The organism is Paenibacillus sp. R-74696 (genome assembly GCF_055814915.1).
Map to the genome: position 1 here is coordinate 127179 of NZ_JBPULM010000046.1, position 20907 is coordinate 148085.

The 20907-nt window shown below is 50.0% G+C and carries 19 protein-coding genes and 2 riboswitches; of the genes, 4 read left to right on the forward strand and 15 right to left on the reverse strand.

Translation table 11 applies throughout. From position 1 onward, the window contains the following. Nucleotides 1-29: 29 nt before the first annotated feature. From melA to ACSR9A_RS25140, 4 genes are all read right to left on the reverse strand, one after another. Complete coding sequence (gene melA / locus ACSR9A_RS25125; RefSeq protein WP_473760453.1) at nt 30-1541, reverse strand: alpha-glucosidase/alpha-galactosidase; 1512 nt, start codon at nt 1539-1541, stop codon at nt 30-32. A 142-nt stretch (nt 1542-1683) separates the two neighbouring features. Beyond that, nucleotides 1684-2562, reverse strand: a complete 879-nt coding sequence (locus tag ACSR9A_RS25130) for an AraC family transcriptional regulator (RefSeq protein WP_473760456.1) — start codon at nt 2560-2562, stop codon at nt 1684-1686. A 39-nt stretch (nt 2563-2601) separates the two neighbouring features. Further along, nucleotides 2602-3348, reverse strand: coding sequence for an ABC transporter permease (locus ACSR9A_RS25135; RefSeq protein ID WP_473760458.1), 747 nt, complete (start codon nt 3346-3348; stop codon nt 2602-2604). Then, on the reverse strand, nt 3341-4075 hold the full coding sequence (locus tag ACSR9A_RS25140; protein ID WP_473760460.1) for an ABC transporter ATP-binding protein: 735 nt from the start codon (nt 4073-4075) through the stop codon (nt 3341-3343). Before ACSR9A_RS25140 ends, ACSR9A_RS25135 begins: the two co-directional genes overlap by 8 nt. A gap of 283 nt (nt 4076-4358) precedes the next feature. Here ACSR9A_RS25140 and ACSR9A_RS25145 point away from each other — a divergent pair, with 283 nt between their 5' ends. After that, nucleotides 4359-5090 (forward strand): response regulator transcription factor, encoded by a 732-nt coding sequence (locus tag ACSR9A_RS25145; RefSeq protein ID WP_473760462.1) that lies wholly within the window; start codon nt 4359-4361, stop codon nt 5088-5090. 28 nt (nt 5091-5118) lie between these two features. On the opposite strand, the gene ACSR9A_RS25150 is transcribed toward ACSR9A_RS25145, so the two are convergent. From ACSR9A_RS25150 to ACSR9A_RS25180, 7 genes are all read right to left on the reverse strand, one after another. Beyond that, complete coding sequence (locus ACSR9A_RS25150) at nt 5119-5250, reverse strand: hypothetical protein (RefSeq protein ID WP_473760465.1); 132 nt, start codon at nt 5248-5250, stop codon at nt 5119-5121. Nucleotides 5251-5298: 48 nt separating this feature from the next. Next, nucleotides 5299-7587 carry a 5-methyltetrahydropteroyltriglutamate--homocysteine S-methyltransferase gene (gene metE, locus ACSR9A_RS25155; RefSeq protein ID WP_473760468.1) on the reverse strand — a complete coding sequence of 763 codons (2289 nt, stop codon included), beginning with the start codon at nt 7585-7587 and terminating at the stop codon, nt 5299-5301. Nucleotides 7588-7858: 271 nt separating this feature from the next. Next, nucleotides 7859-8051, reverse strand: a riboswitch (cobalamin riboswitch). 154 nt (nt 8052-8205) lie between these two features. Then, on the reverse strand, nt 8206-9075 hold the full coding sequence (locus ACSR9A_RS25160; protein WP_473760470.1) for an energy-coupling factor ABC transporter ATP-binding protein: 870 nt from the start codon (nt 9073-9075) through the stop codon (nt 8206-8208). Beyond that, nucleotides 9062-9883: a cobalt ECF transporter T component CbiQ gene (gene cbiQ / locus ACSR9A_RS25165; protein WP_473760472.1), complete on the reverse strand. Its 822-nt coding sequence runs from the start codon at nt 9881-9883 to the stop codon at nt 9062-9064. Before cbiQ ends, ACSR9A_RS25160 begins: the two co-directional genes overlap by 14 nt. Further along, nucleotides 9880-10164 carry an energy-coupling factor ABC transporter substrate-binding protein gene (locus ACSR9A_RS25170; protein ID WP_473760474.1) on the reverse strand — a complete coding sequence of 95 codons (285 nt, stop codon included), beginning with the start codon at nt 10162-10164 and terminating at the stop codon, nt 9880-9882. Before ACSR9A_RS25170 ends, cbiQ begins: the two co-directional genes overlap by 4 nt. Continuing rightward, on the reverse strand, nt 10164-10937 hold the full coding sequence (locus tag ACSR9A_RS25175) for an energy-coupling factor ABC transporter permease (protein WP_473760475.1): 774 nt from the start codon (nt 10935-10937) through the stop codon (nt 10164-10166). Before ACSR9A_RS25175 ends, ACSR9A_RS25170 begins: the two co-directional genes overlap by 1 nt. Nucleotides 10938-11200: 263 nt before the next feature. Continuing rightward, a riboswitch (cobalamin riboswitch) is annotated at nt 11201-11405 on the reverse strand. Nucleotides 11406-11493: 88 nt separating this feature from the next. Next, entirely contained in the window at nt 11494-12729 is a 1236-nt protein-coding gene (locus ACSR9A_RS25180) for a DUF445 domain-containing protein (protein ID WP_473760477.1), read from the reverse strand. A gap of 295 nt (nt 12730-13024) precedes the next feature. Here ACSR9A_RS25180 and ACSR9A_RS25185 point away from each other — a divergent pair, with 295 nt between their 5' ends. From ACSR9A_RS25185 to ACSR9A_RS25195, 3 genes are all read left to right on the forward strand, one after another. Further along, entirely contained in the window at nt 13025-14353 is a 1329-nt protein-coding gene (locus tag ACSR9A_RS25185; protein ID WP_473761255.1) for a TrkH family potassium uptake protein, read from the forward strand. 42 nt (nt 14354-14395) lie between these two features. After that, entirely contained in the window at nt 14396-15004 is a 609-nt protein-coding gene (locus ACSR9A_RS25190) for a YdcF family protein (protein ID WP_473761256.1), read from the forward strand. 128 nt (nt 15005-15132) lie between these two features. Then, the gene (locus ACSR9A_RS25195; RefSeq protein ID WP_473760479.1) at nt 15133-16362 is read left to right on the forward strand and encodes a hypothetical protein; all 1230 of its coding nucleotides are present in this window, start codon (nt 15133-15135) and stop codon (nt 16360-16362) included. A gap of 555 nt (nt 16363-16917) precedes the next feature. Here the strand turns inward: ACSR9A_RS25195 and ACSR9A_RS25200 are convergent. From ACSR9A_RS25200 to ACSR9A_RS25215, 4 genes are all read right to left on the reverse strand, one after another. Next, nucleotides 16918-18681, reverse strand: a complete 1764-nt coding sequence (locus tag ACSR9A_RS25200) for a hypothetical protein (protein ID WP_473760481.1) — start codon at nt 18679-18681, stop codon at nt 16918-16920. Nucleotides 18682-18734: 53 nt separating this feature from the next. Further along, the gene (locus ACSR9A_RS25205) at nt 18735-18917 is read right to left on the reverse strand and encodes a hypothetical protein (protein WP_473760483.1); all 183 of its coding nucleotides are present in this window, start codon (nt 18915-18917) and stop codon (nt 18735-18737) included. A gap of 90 nt (nt 18918-19007) precedes the next feature. Further along, on the reverse strand, nt 19008-19958 hold the full coding sequence (locus ACSR9A_RS25210; RefSeq protein ID WP_473760484.1) for a sugar phosphate isomerase/epimerase family protein: 951 nt from the start codon (nt 19956-19958) through the stop codon (nt 19008-19010). Nucleotides 19959-19984: 26 nt separating this feature from the next. After that, nucleotides 19985-20860 carry a carbohydrate ABC transporter permease gene (locus ACSR9A_RS25215; protein ID WP_341278856.1) on the reverse strand — a complete coding sequence of 292 codons (876 nt, stop codon included), beginning with the start codon at nt 20858-20860 and terminating at the stop codon, nt 19985-19987. Nucleotides 20861-20907 lie beyond the last annotated feature (47 nt).

The following is a 20907-nucleotide window of genomic DNA, read 5'->3' on the forward strand; positions in this document are numbered from 1 at the left end:
TACACAAGGTAATGTTTAGGAATATTTTACTATTCAGTGGCTGCGGCGGCAGGGCGATCGATCGCCTTATCCGACTCGCCCGCATTGCGGCTTGCTTCCTCGCGGTTACTCTGCATCTCTTCAACTGATTTTGTTTTCAGACGCGCTGCTCCTTCATAGCTGCGCACCGGAATGGCAAGGCCATTTTCCAAACGTTTTTTTGCGGCAGCAATGGCCTCTCCGTATTGCGGAAGCCATTGCTCCTGGGCAACAAGCATTTCATCGACCATTTGCCAAATTTCATTTGGATTGCACACAGCTCCAACCAGAGGGTCCATCATCATCGCTTGGCGCAGCAGCTTGTCATCGCCCTGAATCGCTGCTTCTACAGCCAGACGCTGAACAGAAATGCTGACATTGCACACAGCCGCGCAGCCCAGCGGCAAATCGCCAACATGCGGCATGCTGATGCCGTTGCGATCCGCGTAGCCCGGCGCTTCAATAATGGCATCATCCGGCAAATTGGAGATCACGCCATTGTTGACGACGTTGAAGTGGCCGCGGTACACCCGTCCCGTCTCCAGCCCCTCGATAATATACGAGCCATGCTCCTGACCGCGATGCTCCTTGGTGTACGCCTTAGGTTCTTCCTTCATCCAGTTCGGGAAATCGGTCTCGAACCAGTTGCGCCCTTCTGTACATACGCGCAAGTAGCCGCCCGTTTCACCGTTAATCCACGTTCCAAGATCGATCCAGTCGCGAATTTCCTCCGGACGCTTACGGTACCAAGGCACATATTCGCTCAAATGACCGTTGGATTCCGTGCTGTAATAGCCGAAGCGGCGCATCATATCGATGCGTACCTTCTCGGTTTTGCTGTATTCCGGATGCTGTTCAAATGCCTCCAGCAGCTTGCCCGTCATATCCTCGCCATTATGTTTAATTTGCACATACCACGTTTGGTGATTGATTCCTGCACAAATAATGTCTACCTCTTCACGCGGAAGGCCAAATACTTCGGAAATTTGCGCATGTCCGCCCTGAACACCATGACATAAGCCAATCGTCCGTACACCGCCATATTTATTGCATGCCCATGTAAGCATCGCCATGGGGTTCGCATAATTCATCAGCAGGCAGTTCGGCTCCGCCACCTCGCGGATATCCTTGCAAATATTCATCATTTCGGCGATGCCCCGCTGCCCATACATAATGCCGCCTGCACAAATAGTATCGCCCACACATTGGTCTATGCCGTATTTGAGCGGGATGTCTACATCGGTCTGAAAAGCTTCCAAACCACCGACGCGAATCGTTACAAAAATGTAACGTGCATCCTTCAGCGCTTCCCGGCGATCGGTCGTAGGCTCAATTTCAATTGCTAGGCCGTTCTCATTAATATCCCGTTGGCATAGCTGGGTAACCATATCGAGATTTTGCGGATTAATATCCTGAAAAGCGACTTTGATGTTATTAAACTCTGGAACGGTCAGCAAATCACGCAGCAATCCCCTAGTAAAACCAATACTTCCTGCTCCAATAAACGCAACTTTAAATGACATTGATTTACGCCTCCAATGGCTCGCAATATAGTAGTGAACAATACGCTAATTGTAGCACCGGCAGCGTGGAGGCGTTTGCACAATTGTAACTTCTATTTTGCTTCTTTGTATAAAATTCTAACTTTATAAGTTGAACGATTGACTAGCGCTCCACTTCCTTACGCACCGCGCGGCGATAGGCCAGCGGCGTTTCGTTCGTATATTTTTTGAAAAGGGTACTGAAATATTGGCTGCTGTTCACGCCGACATAATGGCAAATATCGCTGACCGGAATATCGGTCTGCTCCAGCAGCATTCGCCCCTTCTCCATCCGAAAGCGCATGACGTAGTCCATAACCGAGCAGCCCGTTCCCGCTTTAAATATGCGGTGGAAATACCCCGGATGCAGCCTTACCGCCGCCGCAATATCCTTGACCTGAATGTCGCGGTCATAATTTTGCTGAATAAAAGCGATGCTCTCGCCCACATAAAACTCCGATGCATCATGCGACTGGCTGGAGGCCTCCTGTGCAAGCCTGCCAATTTGAACAAGCAGCTGCGTCAGTTGAAGTGCAGTGAGAAGCTGCTCCGCACGCCGCTTGCCGTCCAGTTCCAGCACGAGTGCCTTCAACATTTGATACACATCGCTCGGATCGTAAAGCAGCAAATAATCGTGCTGCACGGCGAACAGCGCCGCAAGCGCACGATCTGTCTCCGCCAGCCGTTTAAGGGAAGGAAGTCCCACACCGGTATGGCTAAAAATAAATTCAACATTGAGCATCCGGCATGCAGTGCCCTCCGCAACATGAAGACGGTGAGCGACCATCGAGTCGATGACGATGAAATGCCCTTTTTCCATTGGGATGGATTTATTCGGCAGCTCTACCGTGCAATCGCCTGATATGACATACATAATTTCAACAGCGCTATGCTGATGGTAAGCCATTTCGAAGCCATTCCATTCCTTAAAATAATAGGCTACCACTCGCGGATACTGCTCGGCCTGCATTAATTGCCCCTGAAAAATACCCCTTCTTTCCACTTCATCGTCCCTCCTCTAAGTAAACACCTTCCAAGCTGCTTACAGCAGCCTGCCGTTATCTTTAGCGAACCACAGCCGCATCGTCAGCATGCTGAGCACAATTGACGTCAGCGACGACGAAGCCGACATCGCAAATACAATCAATATTTGATAGCGGACCGCCTCAATCGGGTCTGCCCCGGCGACGATCATCCCAGTCATCATGCCTGGCAGCTGCACGAGTCCGACCGTCTTCATGCCGTCCAGCGTGGGAATGAGACTGGAGCGCACCGCCCGGCGCACCGCTTGGCGAATCGCCTGCTTCGCCGTCGCTCCAAGCGCCAGCAGCGTCTCAATCTCTCCCCGCGACGCTTCAAGCTCCCGTTTCATATGGTTTAAATAGAGGCCGCATACGATCATAGAGCTGCCGATAATCATCCCACTGACCGGAATGATATACCTTGGCTCAGCCTCAATAATGCGAAGCGAGAGCAGCAAGGCGAGCGTTACCGCCTCCGTGCCTGCCAATGTAAGCGCTATGCGCAGCCGGATGCCCTTAACCGGTATGGCGCGGGAGCCGGCATTCCATGACGCAACCGTAATCATTGAAATAATAATGAGCACAATAAAAATCGGATGATTCGTCTCAAAAATAAAATGCAGCAAAAAACCGATAAACAGCAGCTGCACAGCGGAGCGAAGCGTACCTGTAATAATCTCCTTCTCCAGGCCGAGCTTTTGCTTCATTGAAATAAATGTCGTAATGGCGACAAATACCAGCGTGCAGGCGAGCGCAATATTATTCATGCGGCTCTTCCCCCTGCTCCGGCGCATGCTGACTATCTAAAAAGCTGCGCGCCTGCTCCGACCCGGGATTTCTGAAAAAAGCTTCCGTTGCGCTTTGCTCCAGCAGCCTGCCTTCCGCCATAAACCAGATACGCCCGCTTATTTGCCGTGCCTGCTCTAGATGATGAGTAATCCAGATGAATGCCGTGCCTTCCTTCGAGCACCATTCGCTTAGAAACTGCTCTACCTGCCGCTTGCTCTTCGGATCAAGCGATGAAGTCGTCTCATCCAGCAGCAGCAGCGGGGAACGGAGCACTAATGCCCGCGCAAGGGCTGTCCTTTGTTTTTCCCCGCCAGACAAGCTTTCCGCCTCTTTGCTCCATTCGATATGCCCAAGGCCAATGCCTTCCATACAGCGCCTCGCCAGCGCTTCATCAAACGGCTTCCCTTGCAGCTCGCTTACCGCTCGCAAGTTGTGCTCGACCGATCCCGGCAGCATGACCGGCGTCTGAGCAACGTAACACACGATGCGCCGCCACTCCTCGGGCTTCCACTCGCTGCTTGTCCGTCCTTTCAGCAATAGCGTTCCCGCATCCAGCTCACCAAGCAGCGACACGATTCGCAGCAGCGTGCTTTTGCCCTGACCGGATGTGCCCAGCAGCGCAATACGCTCCCCAGCCTGCACCTGTGCTGTAATCCCTTCAAAAATCCATTCGGGATGTTTTCTATATTTTGATACGTTATTCAATGTTAATAAGGGGGCCACCTAGCTCTCTCCTTCATCCATAGCCTGCATTTCACCATTATACTCTGCTCCCCGTCTGCTCGAAAGAGGACAGCCTGACGACGATTGGGAGCAGCAGCCGTACTGTATCCGCACTCATAGGCAATTGTGTCTTTTTCGCGACTACCCTTCGGCTAATGTGGCAAGAAACGGAGGTTTTTTAGTTGACAACAATGGGGGTCGCATGCAATGATAATGATAATTGTTATCAGTAATGAATTTAAACATAAAGATGAGGTGTTGAGCCATGGCATTTCAGCAACCATATAGCATTCTGATTGTTGATGATGAGGAGCATATCCGCAAGCTGCTCAAGTTATTTTTGAAAAAAGAAGGCTGGATCGTCGAAGAAGCCTCCGACGGCATCAACGGCTTGTTTAAGGCAATGCAATACAATTATTCAATGATTTTGCTGGACCGTAATATGCCGGGGATGGACGGGCTTGAATTTTGCCGCGAGCTCAAGAAGAAAAAATCGACACCCGTCATTATGCTTTCCGCCTGTGGCGAAGAGGATGACCGGCTCGACGGCTTCCAAGCGGGCTCCGACGATTATGTCGTTAAGCCATTCAGCCCGCGCGAGCTGATGTACCGCATTAAGGCGATCATTCGCCGCACCTCGGAGTTTGCTTATCGCGCCTTGCAGCGCAAGCAGACACCTGATCTTACGCTGCCAGGACTCGTGTTCGATTATGATTCGAGGCAAGTGATTGCCGGAAACAGCAAGGTAAAGCTGACGTTCCGCGAATATGAGCTGCTCAGGTTTATGGCAGCCAACATCAATCAGCCCATTTCCCGCGAGGATTTAATGCGGCGAATTTGGGGCTATCAATCGCTCGGCGATTACCGGACGATTGATACCCATGTAAAGCGGATCAGAGAAAAGCTGAACCGCGTCCACCCCGAATCTGCCTCCTTGATTCAGACGGTATGGGGCATTGGCTATTGCCTGATGAATCCCGCGGCAGAGACCATTTAGGCGGGCGGCTGCAGCAGGCAGAATTGCATTACCTGTCTATATTGGCCTGTTTTCCTGCCTGCCATGTCCCCGCTCCCCCGGCTTTGACCATCCCCGCTTCAAATAAAGCAAAAGCTCCGCATGCGCCAATCAGCGCAAGCGGAGCTTTTTTAATATTCATACCCTATGAACAACGATACGAATCGTCCTGATCATTACAATTACTTCATTACTTAGCCAGCTGCTCCCGTACTTGCTCGGTCGCTTGGATCATGTTGCGCAGCGATGCTACTGTCTCATCTACACCACGAGTCTTAAGTCCGCAGTCCGGGTTAATCCAGAACAATTCTGGCTCAAGCACGTTCAGGGCGCGTTTGATCATCGATGTCATTTCCTCTACTTCCGGCACGCGCGGGCTGTGAATGTCGTATACGCCAAGGCCAATACCCAGCTCATACGTGTGCTCCTCGAAGCTGTGAATCAGCTCGCCGTGGCTGCGGGATGTTTCAATGGAGATAACATCGGCATCGAGCGCGCGAATGGAATCAATAATGTCATGGAATTCACAATAGCACATATGCGTGTGAATTTGCGTCGTATCCTTAACGTCAGAAGTGGACAAGCGGAAGGAAAGCACCGCCCAGTTCAAATATTGCTCCCAATCTTCACGTTTAAGCGGCAAGCCTTCACGAAGGGCTGGCTCATCCACCTGAATCATTTCAATGCCTGCTTCCTCCAGCGCCTTCACTTCTTCTGCCAGGGCAAGTGCGATTTGGTAAGCAACCTGCTCACGAGTCAAATCACTGCGGACAAACGACCAGTTCAAAATCGTAATCGGGCCTGTCAGCATGCCTTTCACCGGCTTAGAAGTCAGCGACTGGGCATAAACGGTTTCTTCGACAGTCATCGGCTTGCTGAACTGCACATCGCCGTAAATGACTGGTGGTTTTACGCAGCGTGAGCCATAGGATTGCACCCAGCCATTTTTCGTGAAAGCAAAGCCTTCCAGCTTCTCTCCAAAAAACTCAACCATATCCGTACGCTCAAATTCCCCATGAACGAGCACATCAAGGCCGATCTCTTCCTGCAGCTTGATCCAATGCTGAATCTGCTCCTTAATGAATACGCGGTACTGCTCCTCGCCCAAATCACCACGGCGCCATTGCTGCCTTGCTTGGCGTACTTCCGCCGTTTGCGGGAAGCTGCCGATTGTTGTTGTCGGCAGGAATGGCAGCTGCCAGCGTTCCTTCTGGCTCACTTGACGCTCTGCAAATACCGCTTTGCGCTCCGACGGCTGTGCATTGATGCTCGCTACAGCGGCATGAACGCTTGCACGGCCACGGGACGGCGATGCGGCAAGTGCAGCCAAAGCGGCTGCATTGCGATCAAACGCCTCTTTTACCGCTGCTTCTCCTTCATTCAGCGCAGTTGCAAGAACGGAAATTTCCTCCAGCTTCTCATTGGCATAGGCCAGTGCGCCTGCAAGCTCTGCTGGCAGTGCCGTTTCAAGAGCCGCCGATACAGGTACATGCAGCAGGCTGCAAGAGGAGCTTACAATTAGGCGGTCGTTTGGCACGACTTTAGCAATGCGGGCAAGCAGCGCTTTGCGCTCCTGAAGATCCGCCCGCCAAATGTTGCGGCCATCAATAACGCCTGCACCCAGCACTTTATCCTGCGGGAAGCCGATCGACTCAAGCTGCTGCAGGTTCTTTTCAGCGCCAGCTGTGAAGTCCAGGCCTAAGCCCTGTACAGGCAAAGCCGCGATTGCAGCATAATGCTGAACCGATTCGAAATACGTTTGCAGCAGCAAATTGAGCTTAGGTGCAGCTTCATGAAGCTGTGCATAAATGCTTTGAACAAGCGCCAAATCTGCATCAGAAACATCTGTTACGAGCGAAGGCTCGTCAATTTGTACCCACTGTACGCCTTCTTGCTCCAGCTCGCGCAGCACCTGTGCATACAGCGGCACATACTGGGCAGCAACCGTAGCAAGCTCAGAAGCGGCATAACCTTTAGAAAGCTTGAGGAATGTATAAGGTCCAACAATGACTGGTTTGCCTTCGATGCCCAGCTTTTCCTTTGCCTCGCGGTAAGCGATCAATGGACGGTTCTCGGTCAGAGCCGGCGTAATGCCCTTCAGCTCAGGAACAATGTAGTGATAGTTCGTATTGAACCATTTCGTCATCTCGGATGCCGACGCCGTTTTATTGCCTCTCGCCATGGCGTAATAGGTCGTTACCGATACAGGGCCGCCTGTGTAACCAAAGCGCTCAGGCACGACGCCAAACATAGCAGCTGTATCAAGGATATGGTCATAATACGAAAAATCATTTACCGGAATGAGATCAATTCCGGCCTGTTTTTGCAATTGCAGATGGTTTAGACGAATCGTCTCCAGCTGTTTCAAGAAATCCGCTTCCGCAAGCTTGCCGCTCCAGAACGCCTCCAGCGCTTTTTTCCATTCTCTGTTTTCACCGATACGCGGATATCCCAAACTGCTGCTTTTTACTTGACTCATTTTTATTGCCTCCTGTTTTTCATTATTCACCCTAGTGGATGGAAGTTATAATTCTTTGTTATTTCATCAACAAACTCAGATATATGCTTATGGCGTTGCGAGCGAATTTCTTCGCGGCGGCCTTTCCCTATACATCCGATTTGCTGCCAGCCAGAAACGATTAAATACAAAAAGGGACGTCCTACCCTGTACAGAAATGTGGGTAAAGACGCCCCTCGTTTCAACAAACGATGGCTGCCATCTTTAACACCTCCCTATCTCCCGTAGGTAATGCAGTGTATAGAATAAGGCAGGTCTCCTGGCTCCAGCATCATCATCGCTGCGCTCGCCTTCCCGGCATCATGCCAGTGGCTTTATTGTGCAGAACTCCGCTGTTACAGTGGCGGGACCGCGCCGGTGTTGCACCGGACTTCCCTTTTAAGCTCAAGACGTTACGCAAGAGCACCTTATTCCTCGCTATTTAGTTGGTCAATCTTTATTTATACAAGGTAAAACGGTTGTCGCGTTCTTTGGCGGCGCAGCTCGTTTCAGTCCGAGAAATATAGAGAAAGGATGGAAAAATCATATCCTTTCCTACTATTTCAAGCAACATGTATAACTATACACACTTTCGTGTTTTTATACAACAAAAGATTTTACAGCCGCTTTAAATTGTTCGAGCGTGCGCGGCGGCGGCTGTGTTCCCCTCAGCTTGGACGGCAGTGCCTCCCATGCTTCCAGCACCATTGGCAGCGTGAGTCCAAGGCTTCTGAGACGCTCGCCTTCGCGAAATACCGTCTCCGGCGTACCCTCCAATATACAGCGGCCCTCATTCATAATAAAAATCCAGTCCGCCCAAGCATAGGCCATATTCATGTCATGCGTGGCCATAACCGGAGTTATGCCGCTCGCATGAATGCGGTCCAGCTCAGCCATCAGCCGCTGCTCCGATATCGGATCGAGATAAGCAGCCGGCTCATCAAGCAGTACCAGCTCCGGCTCCAGCGCCAGCACGCCGGCAAGAGCGACTCGCTTCTTTTGCCCCAGGCTGAGATGATGCAGCGGCTTATGCGCCAGTTCCTGCAAGTTCAGCTGCTGGATGATACGCCCCGTACGCCTGTTAATTTCCTCTTCATGAAGCCCCGCATTGCGCAGCCCATAAGAAATATCCTCATAAGCGGTATTTAAGATGAGCTGATGCTCCGGGTCCTGAAAAACAAGACCAACGCGCCGTCTCAAGCTGGCAAGCTCTCTGGGCTTATAAGAAAGCGGATCGCCGCGCCAGCTGACATAACCGGATTGCGGACGATTAATGCCAATAAGCTGCAAAAAAAGTGTCGACTTGCCCGAGCCATTATGCCCGCACAGCGCTACCTTCTTGCTTGCTGGAATGCGCAGCTCAAGCCCGTTTAAAGCGGCCTTGTCCGTTCCGGGATATGCATAGCTTACGCTGTTCATTTCCATAATGGTTGATGTCTGATCGTTGCCTGCCAGCTTATTCACCTCCATACCGAAGCCATAGCTCTGCTGCCAGTAAAATGATTATGCCTAGCCCAGCTTCCGCCCAATATCGGAGGCGAACCGTCCGCTTTACAGCAGGAGCAAGGCGGATCTCATTCGTAAATCCTCTTGCCATTAGCCCATTCGAAAGCCCCTTGTATCGATGCATCGTCTTGACGAAGAGCCGCACGGCAATAGCTGCCGTACCCTGCAGCTTTCCTCTAAAACCATGTTGACCGCCCCGTGCGCGCTGCGCGATCAGCATAGCCCCCGCCGTATCCAGCAGCAGAAAGATGAAGCGATACATAATGATCATGAGCTCCAGTACAATTTGCGGCATTTTCAACCGCTTCAGCACCTGCAGCAGCTCGGGAAACGGGGTAGTCAAGGTGATGAAAAACATGCAAGCCAGGCAAGCAAGAATACGCGTAAAAATAGGTCCGGCCAGACCTAAGGATGCCTCCGGCACATACAAGCTGATCGGCTCCCATGAAGCGAGCACCCAGCCTGCTTTCTCAGCTGCCAGGCTTCCTGCTGCGCTGCCGCTGTTACTGCTGCTAGTGAATTCAATAAGCAGCGCTGGCAGGCTGAGAATGAACAGCAAGCAAGAGGAGAAAAGCAGCGCCATATAAAGCCTGGCAGGTACTTTCGCGTAGCCAACCGTCCACAGCATAAGCCATCCAAAAATGGCTAGCTGCACGAGCGGATGAGCGAGATAGGCAAGCAGCAGCAGCAGGGCTGCAAGCCCGCATTTCCAAAAGGCGGATAAATCCCGCAGCCGATTGGAATAAGAAATCGTATCGATCCATTTCATCATTGCTGCTTTGTTTTCTCCGACTTCCCTTTAAATAGGCCAATCACATAGCCGATAATGCCAGCGCCTATCGCAGCTTGCAGCGCGAACAGCATGCTTTCTGTTTCTCCCGGCACCTCTGTCAGCGGAGACGCCCAAGGCTCATAATGGGGCGCAATCGTCTGGATCATTTCCTCCGCTGCCCCATCCGCGCCGCCGAACTCGGCGTTAATGAATATTAATGGCGCAACGGCAAGTAAAACAACAATGGCTAAAATCCAAATATTTTTGGCACTGCGGCTCATTATACGCGCTCCCCTTTCATTCTCCGCTTCAAAATAGACAGCTCGTCCGTGTTAAAAGATTGCAGCCAGTTCCAGATCAATACCGTCAGCAAGCCTTCACTAACAGCGAGCGGAATTTGGGTAATCGCAAAAATGCCGCCAAACTTCATAAACGACGCGATAATGCCGCCTTCGACAGCCGGAAAAGCAACGGCGAGCTGAATGGAAGTGACGATATAAGTAGCCAGATCAGCAACAGCAGCAGCTGAAAAAATCGCCAGGCCTTGCTTGCTGCCTGAACGCATCAGCAGCCGATAGACCGCATAGCCCGCAGCGGGACCGGCAACCGCCATTGAAAAAGCATTCGCCCCAAGCGTCGTCAGCCCGCCATGCGCCAGCAGCACCGCCTGAAACAGCAGTACCATTGAACCCAATACGCTCATGGGCAGCGGTCCGAACATAACCGTTCCAAGCCCCGTTCCCGTTGGATGCGAGCTGCTTCCTGTAACGGAAGGAATTTTCAGCGCGGACAGCACGAAGGTGAAGGCAGCAGCCAAGCCCAGCAGCAGCTTAAGCTCTGGCGCTTCCTTGGTAATTTTCCGAATAGCACGTACACCTAAGATGAAAAAAGGAATAAAGGCCACCCACCAAAAAATCGCCCAGCCTACAGGCAAAAATCCTTCCATAATGTGCATCGCATAGGCGGCTTGCGGCTCATTCACCAGTAAAAAAAGCGTGAAGCCGATAACCAGCAAAGCGGTGCTTGCTGCTGTCTTTCTTTTTAACTTGACCATTCGTTTCAAAACCCTCCCGATTGTTCTATAGTGCCTGCAAGGTGAAACGGCCGAAAGCCGTCCTCTGGCGGCGCGGCGCGTTTCATTCCGAGAAATATAGAGAAAGGATGGAACCATCCTTTCTCTATATTTTGAAAAATAAAAAAGACCGCCTCCCCTTCGCTGGGAAAACGGTCATGTGTACGCAGAAATAGACGGTTGCGCCAGCAAATAGACTGGTAGCAATCGCTTTCGTTCGTACACCTATCCTTTCCGCGAAGGCACTGTGGTGCTGGAACGAGGTAGGTCTCCTGGCTAGCAGATCATCATTTTCCTTCGTCTTCCCCGGCTGCCCTAAAGCATAGGCCAAGTGACTCCTGCTGGTGAAGGAAAACTCCCTGATTACAGTGGCGGGACCGCTCGGGATTTGCACCCGATTCCCTGTTACCCTTTGACGTGCGCAAAGGCACCTCGTTCCATGTCAATCCTCTTTATTATTCATTGGTCATTTTGTAGTTTGATCTTATCACAAAAGATTCAGGCTGTCCCCTATAAATGTAAATAGCCGAGCTTCCTGTTAGAAAAAGGACAAAATGACGCCTACGACAAAACCGCATAATGCGCCGTTGACGCGAATCCACTGCAAATCGTTGCCGACCTTTTCCTCCATCATCGAGACGAGCGCCTTGTCATCCATCCGCTCAAGATTATCTCGAACAAGCGCACCGATGCGATAGTGATTGTTCTCAATAAGTCGAACGAGATATCCGCGAATGCCGTTTTCCCAATTGGCTAGCATCTCTTGTTTGCCGTTCAAATAATCCGTTGCAAAACGGTATCCCTGCACAATCGCGCGCCCACCGCTGCGATGCTGCTCCTCCAGCTTGTCCAGCACAAGCTGCCGCAGCTCCTCCAGACGCAAATGGATGAAACGCTCCGTTTCAACGCTGTCCACACCCTGTTCAATAAGCTGCTTCAGCTTGAGCATTAGCTCTTCGTTATCAGCAAGCTTCTCCGCCTGGGCTCTTACCTCAAGCAGCAGCTTCTGCCGATGCGGGCTTCCAGGATAAGAAAGCTCCTGCATCGTAGAGAGCAGCATGTTCTGAATCAAACCACCGAGCTTCTCCTCGTTCATAAAGCCGACGAAAGCTTGCAGCGCAAAACCCATGAAGCCGCCGACCTTAAGCTCCTCCAGCTTCTTAAAGGCAAGCTTGCCGAGCATTTCCTCGGTTTCACGCTTGCGAATCCAGTGGCCCACATGCTCAAGACCATAATCCAGCGCCCGTTCATCCCAGCGCTCATGGACGAAACGATCCGCCAGCTTGCGAACGATTGGCGTAAAATCCTGCTTTTTCACATAATCCGCCAAAAAGCCATGCAGCACGCTGCTAATGCGCTCCAAAGGCAATCGCTCTACAGCCGACTGGGCAAAATCGACTGCCGACATTCTGAACCTTCGCTTGCCAATCAGCTTGGTCGCTGCCGATGCAGCACCTGCGAACAGTTGAAAGCCCGACAGCTTGCGGGTAATGCTGTCTTTATTCAGCAGCTCATTTTCCATGGCGCTGATGAGCGAGCCCTCGATTTTCCTCCGGTTTTTGAGCAGCAAGGACGTATGCGGAATGGGAATGCCCATCGGATGGCGGAACAGGGCTGTCACCGCAAACCAGTCGGCAATCCCGCCGACCAGACCTGCTTCAAAGCCGCTTTCCAGCAAATGCGTCCATGCATTGTCTGGCAGCCACCATCTCGTCGTAATAAAGCCTGCCCCCATAACGGCAAGCGAAATCCCTGCTATATATCTTGATTTCATCGTTGTCCTCCCTAATCGCGGCACCCCAGCGCCTCCTGTTGCATATTGGCCTATTATACCAGATAATGAGGTGGCGAGCGCAAACGGCTGTGCCTGTCTTCGGCAGCACAAGCTCGTTTCGCGTAGAAATATAAACACTATTAATAAGAGTAAACCTTATTGATTTTATATTTCAAGCGCAAACGGCGTTGTCGGTTAATGAAGACAACTGCTCGTTTTTTTCAACTACACCATTGTTTCGTTACATATAAAGGAGATTACCTGTGTGCTCAGACTAAGAACCATTTTTCTAAAAATGACTCCGCCGCAAATTCTTACGCTCGGCTTTCTCGCGATTATTGCGGCCGGTACTCTATTGCTTTCCCTGCCTCATGCTTCGGCAAACCATCACGCAACGCCGCTCATTGACGCATTGTTCACAGCCACCTCCGCTGTTTGCGTAACGGGGCTTGTCGTCGTCGATACCGGCATCCACTATTCGACCTTTGGCGAGCTCGTTATTCTCGTGCTTATGCAAATTGGCGGGCTTGGCTTTATGACGATGTCTACGCTGTTCGCCCTTGCCCTGCGCAAACGAATATCGCTGCGCGAGCGGCTGCTGCTGCAGGAATCAATGAATCAATCCTCGCTGGAAGGGATCGTCCGCTTCATTCGGCGCGTGCTCATTTATGCTTTTGCGATCGAAGGGGTAGGTGCTCTCGTTCTCGCACTGCGCTGGTCAACGGAAATGCCCTTCGGCAAGGCGCTGTACTTCGGCATTTTTCATAGCGTGTCGATGTTCACCAACGCTGGATTTGATATTATGGGACCGATGAACGGTCCGTTCAGCAGCTTTGTCAATCATGTCAACGATCCAATCATTAATGTGATCGTCATTGCGCTCATTTTTCTCGGCGGTATCGGCTTTATCGTTCTGGCGGAAATGTGGGATTACCCCAAAACGCGCAAGCTATCCTTTCACTCCAAGGTTGTGCTGTATGCGACAGGCATTTTGTTTATTGCAGGTGCTGCCGTTATTTTTATTTTTGAGTTTACAAATACCAAAACACTTGAGCCGCTTAGCATAAGCGGCAAGCTGTACAGCTCATTGTTCCAAAGTATATCACCGCGTTCGGGCGGCGCCAATACGCTTGATATTCCGTCGCTGCGCCATGCAACGCAGTTTCTCATTATTTTGCTCATGTTCATCGGTGCGTCACCAGGCTCTGCGGGCGGCGGCATTAAGGTGACGACGTTTGCGATTCTTATAGGAGCGGTGTTTGCGATGATTCGTGGCCGCGAGGATGTCGTTTTTTTCCGCAGAAGACTGGCGAAGGACCGCGTGTACAAGGCGCTGACGATTACGATTGCTTCGCTGGCGGCGATTATTTTATTTACAATGATTTTATCTACGACCGAGGATGTCGATTTCCTCGTTCTGCTGTTTGAAGTGACATCGGCTTTCGGTACGACCGGACTGTCGCTTGGCTTGACGCCGCATTTGACCGTTATTGGAAAAGTTCTGATTATTATTATGATGTTCGCTGGACGGCTCGGGCCGCTGACGCTGGCGTTTACACTCGTTCCAACTCAGGAGAAGAAGGAGCTGTATCGCTATCCGGAAGGTAAAATTATGATCGGCTAACAACCAGCGAGGCAAAATTATTTTATAAGGAAAGGGCAAGTGATGAGAAAACGGCTCGCTTCGAAAAAAATCAGAACGCTTGTGTTATGCTTTGCAGCAGCTACAGTTGGGATATTCTGCTGGTTCTCGAGCGAAATATGGATTTTCAGCATGAAGGATGAGGCCAGGCCCGTTGATGCCATCCTTGTGCTCGGCACGGCGGTCTGGGGCGATCAGCCATCGCCCGTGCTGCGGGAGCGTCTGAACCATGCTATAAAGCTGTATGAGTTGGGCTATGCCGAGTATATTATTTTCACCGGGGGATGCGGGTCTGTGGATGAGCTTGCAGAGTCAGAAGTATCACGGAGCTATGCAATTGAAAAAGGCGTGCAGCCTGAGTATATTCTAATTGAAGACCAATCGCAGATTACAGAGGAAAATTTCAAATATGCGTTAGCTGCTGCAGAGCCGTATGCGCTAGAATCCTTTATAATCGTCAGTGATCCGCTGCATATGAAGCGTGCGCTCATGATGGCAGGAGAGCTGGAAATGACCGCCTACTCCTCCCCAACAACGACTTCCGCATACAGCAGCCTACGAACCCAGCTTCCCTTTTTCTTCCGTGAGCTGTTTTATTATACAGGCTACCGCATTATATATGCTCTGAGCTAGCTGAATGCTTTCAGCCCTCAGGGTATTTTTTTGCGCCAAAAAAACTAGTATTATACATTTTTGGCATTCGAAATCCGATAAAAAGGATAGGACTATTTTACTAAGATGCTGCAAGGGAGATTGCTGAAATGCCTGATAAGTTGAAGAACATGTTTAAGCTGCTGCAGGAGCTATGGTTTGTGCCTTTCGTCGTCTATACCGCCGGGTTTCTGTATGTGCAAGGATCATTTAATCCTTATTTTGGAGATCAGTTTATATTCAATGATATTTTAACATTTTATCCTGTTTCTCAAAGCTTGTATTGGATTAACGGTATCTATTTCTCCTTCTTTTTAGCACTACCTGTTGTGACGATAGCAGTACTTGAGTCGCAAAAGGATAGAAGAAAGCCGCGTAAGGCGAAGAACCGCTCAAATATGAAAATAAGGCGCTTTCTATTTTTCGTATTCCGAAATCGCAGACATCCCTTATTTTTTCCAATGCATGGTCTCATCTTTTTGGTCTTAATCTTTTCAATGCTTTCATTTCAAGTTTTTACGTTGGATAAAGATTTAAATCTGCCGTTAGGTTTGCAAAATATACTTTTCTATAACGTTTTTTTCTTTATCCTATTTATTTCGTATCAAATTAAAACCAAAGAATCAACGGCTAAAATAAGCATTATTTTCATTGCAGCTCTCACTTTGGTTTTTTCGATATACCTTAGTGGCATTCATGCGCAATTTATTAACTTTACGAAATACGAAGCTCAAGAACGCAAAATTGAAATGTCCAGAGTCTCATTGGATAACGAAACGCTGACACTCATTAAAATGGATATTTCAGCTGATTATTATATCGGATTCCATCTAAGTACTAATCGAACCATTTTTATAGCGAAAGATAATATTAATAAAATTGAAAATTTTCACGCCTCATACGCAGGAAAAAAACAGCTCGCTGATCCTTCTGCTTTGAACGATGAAGAAGATGCCATTATTAAAACGTTGCAAAGCTATTATGATTTTAAAATCCACTCAGCGGAACACACAAAAGCCTGTACACAATCGTGCGCGTCATTTGACGCATTCAAGAAGCTGCAATCAAGTGCCTACTTTGGCAAAACCTCGGACTCCGTTCGGTTAAAGTATTTGCAAAACAACCCTTATCGCGATAAGAGTGAGGAAGACTATTTTGGTGTGGACATCTCTTTGCCGGAGCAGCTTGAAGGCGAAGCGACCTTAAGAGCCGTCTATGTCAAAGAATATTGGAAGGACGACATTTTCTATCTAAAATATACGCTGCAAAATATCGCTGATTTGGATAAAAACCCGTGGATCATCATTAAAGATGAGGAAGTATTTTTTGACTTTCAATAATGGAACTCAAAAGGACCGAATATAGCATGGACGCGCACTGATGATGGCTGTAGCAACAAAAGAATATCAAATAGGGATTTGGCGGACACAGCAGCAGCTATTTGTTGCAAATTGAGGGAACTGAGCAGGTTCGCGGACTCAGAAGCCGCTAATCGCCCACTTTATGAACATTTATAGCGAGAACAACCGACTTAACGGATTTCCTGTCCGTTCACCCTCCAAAACCGCCTAAAATGGGCAAATAGCTGCTGCTGGGTCCGCCTAGATCAAGCGTAAACGGCTGTCGCCGTCCTCTAGAGGCGAAGCTACCATTTTCCGGTGAAAGATAAGCCTATTAAACGGGTGATACTTATTATTTATTATTTCTTATTTCTTATTTCTTATATTTCAAAAAGGCTGCCGTTAGTCATTCATCATGCTCATGACTAGCGACTGCCTTTTTCATCATTAAGGTTTGCTGATTTCTAAACCTGTTGGCAGGCTCTATGCAGCATCTTACCTATGCCATACTAGTCGTTAACTGCCATACGCAAGTCATCCAAGCCATCTATAAAATTACTGCCCGCTCGTCCCATTGTCATCACTAGGCGACAACCGGATATGAAACGTGCGGTCATAAGGCGTCAGCACGTTTACAACCAGCGTCTGGCAATCAACCGGGAATGCAGCGCCGCGAATAGATTTAGCCCAATGTTCATGCGCACCGCCGTCCATTTCAATCCAATCTTCGCCAGCCGTAAATTTTACAGTGCCTGTTTTCCAAAATTGCGTGCCCGCTTCGGCAGAGGCCCGTTCGCCGCCAGCCAATTGCCCTTCCTTTCCGAATACGAAGGAAATTTGAGTCAAAAGCACGTCCGGCTTGTCGCATTGAACACGGACTCGCCAGCCATTCGGCATTTCAATGAGCTCAATTCGTACATCGTGCTGCTGAAGATGTGTTACTTCACGCAGCTGATGCGGCAGCAAATACCACGGACTGACAGCATTGCTCGCTATTTCAGGCAGACGATCCGTTGGAATCGGTCCGTAATAGCCCTTTGATTCCGTACCCTTCAAAACGAAGCCGGATTCAAGCTGCTCCATATCGTTCATTTTGATAAACCCCGGCTCGAACGAGCTGCTGACCTGCACACCAAGCAGCCGCGCCGCTCCATGCCGAAGTGCAAAAAACGAATTCGTCTCCGCCATGACCGTAACACTCGTTCGTCCTTCCCGCTGCCGGGCAACCGGTGCACCGAATTCGGGATGCAGACGGCTGTGATAGATTTTTCCGCCATGACCGGCCGACTCCATCTGATTTAAATAATGCTGCCGATTAAATTTCCCATTGATGACAACCCGGTAATGATCCGGTAGACTGCCGATTTCCACACCCGGCTCTCTCAGTTCCGGATGAAGTAAAAACCCGAGCAAAACATTGTTCGGGATCGGTCCCGGATGGTTAAGCGCCTTGATTCCGAGCTCGGCCAAGGCTGCGAACAAAGGATTCTGATCGCGATACGCCATAAGGCTGGATACAAGTGCATAGCTGGACATATCAAACAATTGACCAAAGTCCTGGCGTCCAGAATAATCCGTAACAACTTCTCCATCCGGGTGGATGAGATAAGCCATCATCCGCAAATTGCGGCGAACCGGCTCAAGAAGCTCAGGCCTGCCAAGCAGCTCAGCAGCATGGAACAGCATGACGTCACTTACTCCGTTGTAGATGCCGTTGCTGCGCTCCGTCCATTCTCCATCCTCCGTGCAATCCATACCTTCAGCCAGCCATTGATCAGCGCGAGCTATAAGCTCGGCATTGCCAGTCAGCCTGTGCAAGAAGGCAAGCGCCGCTGTCAGCACCCATCGATGGTTCGGCGTATGGCAGCCGCCGGTCAGTAATGCCGGCGCAGAACGCTCGAGAAACTTTCTAATGTCCGCTCTAGCCCGTTCCAGCGCTGCCCATTCATGCTTCACCAGCAGTTCAAGCAGCTGAGCAAGTCCAACAACGGCAAAGGCGGTGTCCGGCGGCGAATGCATATTGGTCCAACCCGGCGATATCGTGCCGTCCTCGTGCTGCTCGCGGACAATGAAGGCCGCCGCCAGCTCCAAACGCCGCAGCAGCTTTTCGTCATGATAATAGTTGGAGCTTTCATCAACCAGTGAGCATGCCCATAGCGCCATAAACGTTGGCGTTCCCATGTGGGTCGGCCAAGCAACTCCATTGTCCGGATCGGCTATACCGCCGTAGAAGCGGCTGCCGCTGTCCATTATTTGATTGTCGATTCCTTGCTTTACCCAGCCATCATTGACGGCAACCAGCTTCTCATGCATGTTCATCTTCCTTCCTCAATCTCCGTTGATCCGTTACGCGTACGCCTTATAATAGCCAGCTATGCCTCAATGCGCCCAGGTATTTCTTCGTATAACGTTTCCCACGGAACGAACAACGGCTCACGCTCCGCAAGCTCGTAAGGAACGAACTCAAACGATGGCGTGAACCGATGATACGCCTGCTGATAGGCCCGAACTAGTACATTCGTCTCTTCATCATACTGCCCTTGCGCTTTGTACAACTCCGGCAGCGTAAGACCGTCCAGTCCGGCAGCGCGGTCTGTCGCGGTCTGTCGCGGTCTGTCGCGGTCTGTCGCGGTCTGTCCATTATCCTACACCTTGCGCTCAGACAGCTTGGCGAGCAGCAGCTTGTGGCTCTGTTCGATTTCCTCCGGTGTACATGCTGCTTTTAACTCATATACCTTCACAGGGGCTGCCTCGATGATAGGGAGGAAGCGATCGAAATAGTTCATATCGCCGCTGTGGACATACGGACACCAGTGATCCGACAACCCGACCGTCTCATGAATATGGATACCGACCACATTGTCCTTAATCGCTTCTATATCCCGTGCATTATCGTACAATCCCATACGCTCCATCATCATGCCGTGGCCAAAATCGTACCACAAGCCGACCGGGGCGCCCTTCAGCCGATCAAACACCGATTTCGCCTCGCGCAGCGTTGGCATCTGATAACACCGCGAACGCGTCTCGATGCCAATCGATACGTCCCAGCCCTTAGCTGCAATCTGGTCGCAAATTTCTTCCAGACTATCGCCAATGCGCTGCAGGTAATGTTCCGACAACGATTCCCTTCGCTCCAGCATCTCATTCCACAGCTTTAAATAAGCGGAGGATTCCGGACCTTGATCGTGATAAATTTTTTTAAGCTCATTATCGATGTTATAGTCGAACGGCACCTCTCCCGGATGCACGACAACCGCCTTCGCCCCATAGCGATTCGCATATTCTGCCGAACGAATCAGCAGCTCGATTGCACGCTGCCGCTTTTCCTCTTCTTCAAAGCCAAGCAGCACAGAATCGGTACCATAGTCGGGATCAGCAACATGCGGAAACGTATTGTGGACACTCGATACTCCGATTTCTCCCCGTTCAATCATGGGCTCGATCGTCTTCAGCAGCTCCTGTGTAACGTTATAGTTCAGCTCCACGTAGCGAAAGCCGAGTTCCCGAATTTCATCGATCATGCTGCTGCCGACATCATGACGTTTAATATTCCAGCATGTCGAGAACGAATATTGACCTTTATCCTTTCCCATAAGCTCCTCCTGAAATATAAATTCGTTTAACCTTTGACCGCCCCAAGCATGACACCGCTAACGAAATACCGCTGCAGCCACGGATAGACAATCATAATTGGCACAGTTGCGAAAATAACGCTGGCCGCCTTCAAGCTTTCCGGCTGCAGCTTTGCCTGTCCAGTTGCTCCCTCCATTACGAGCAGCTCGCTGACCATGTTGTTTTGAACCAGCTGATAAAGCTTTAATTGCAGCGGATACATCTCCGGGCTCGTAATATACATAAGCGTATCCGTAAAACCGTTCCAGCGCCCTACTGCATAAAACAAGCTTAGTGTAGCAATAACAGGCATCGAAAGAGGCACGATAATGCTAACCAAAGTGCGCAGGTAAGAGCTTCCGTCAATCTCTGCTGACTCCTCCAGCGAATCGGGAATATTTTGAAAAAACGTAATTAAAATAATCATATAAAACGGACTAATGAGACCTGGCAGCATAAGCGCCCACATCGAATCGAGCAAGCCTAAATTACGAACGAGCATATACTCCGGAATAAGTCCACCGCTGAAAAACATCGTAATGATAATAACGAACATGACAAGCTTGCGTCCCTTTAATTTCGTTTTGGCAAGCGGATAAGCCGCCGCAATCGTCATGACCATGCACATGATTGTAAATAATACCGTCAGTATAACGGTAAAACCGAGTGAACGAATCATCGATTGATCTGAAAATACCTTGCTGTAGGCATCCCAGTTCATTTCGACAGGAAAAAGGCTGACCTCGCCAGACATGATGGAACGTGTTGAGCTTAACGAAATGGCAATTATATGAAGAAACGGAGTCAAACATAGCAGCACGAATAATAAAATAGCGATCGTATTGACAATATCAAAGGATCGGCTGGCTTGTTGATCTTTCATGTCATATCGCTCCTTTCTAATCTGAATCAAAATTAAAGTTTATAAAT

Coding starts and splice junctions, on each gene's coding strand:
- ACSR9A_RS25170 (WP_473760474.1), bottom strand. CDS start 10,164: ATGAGCCGCAGTGCCAAAAATATTTGGATTTTAGCCATTGTTGTTTTA.
- ACSR9A_RS25215 (WP_341278856.1), bottom strand. CDS start 20,860: ATGAAAGATCAACAAGCCAGCCGATCCTTTGATATTGTCAATACGATC.
- ACSR9A_RS25135 (WP_473760458.1), bottom strand. CDS start 3,348: ATGAATAATATTGCGCTCGCCTGCACGCTGGTATTTGTCGCCATTACG.
- ACSR9A_RS25145 (WP_473760462.1), top strand. CDS start 4,359: ATGGCATTTCAGCAACCATATAGCATTCTGATTGTTGATGATGAGGAG.
- ACSR9A_RS25150 (WP_473760465.1), bottom strand. CDS start 5,250: ATGAATATTAAAAAAGCTCCGCTTGCGCTGATTGGCGCATGCGGAGCT.
- metE (WP_473760468.1), bottom strand. CDS start 7,587: ATGAGTCAAGTAAAAAGCAGCAGTTTGGGATATCCGCGTATCGGTGAA.
- ACSR9A_RS25195 (WP_473760479.1), top strand. CDS start 15,133: ATGCCTGATAAGTTGAAGAACATGTTTAAGCTGCTGCAGGAGCTATGG.
- melA (WP_473760453.1), bottom strand. CDS start 1,541: ATGTCATTTAAAGTTGCGTTTATTGGAGCAGGAAGTATTGGTTTTACT.
- cbiQ (WP_473760472.1), bottom strand. CDS start 9,883: ATGATGAAATGGATCGATACGATTTCTTATTCCAATCGGCTGCGGGAT.
- ACSR9A_RS25190 (WP_473761256.1), top strand. CDS start 14,396: ATGAGAAAACGGCTCGCTTCGAAAAAAATCAGAACGCTTGTGTTATGC.
- ACSR9A_RS25180 (WP_473760477.1), bottom strand. CDS start 12,729: ATGAAATCAAGATATATAGCAGGGATTTCGCTTGCCGTTATGGGGGCA.
- ACSR9A_RS25210 (WP_473760484.1), bottom strand. CDS start 19,958: ATGGGAAAGGATAAAGGTCAATATTCGTTCTCGACATGCTGGAATATT.
- ACSR9A_RS25185 (WP_473761255.1), top strand. CDS start 13,025: ATGACTCCGCCGCAAATTCTTACGCTCGGCTTTCTCGCGATTATTGCG.
- ACSR9A_RS25200 (WP_473760481.1), bottom strand. CDS start 18,681: ATGAACATGCATGAGAAGCTGGTTGCCGTCAATGATGGCTGGGTAAAG.
- ACSR9A_RS25160 (WP_473760470.1), bottom strand. CDS start 9,075: ATGGAGGTGAATAAGCTGGCAGGCAACGATCAGACATCAACCATTATG.
- ACSR9A_RS25175 (WP_473760475.1), bottom strand. CDS start 10,937: ATGGTCAAGTTAAAAAGAAAGACAGCAGCAAGCACCGCTTTGCTGGTT.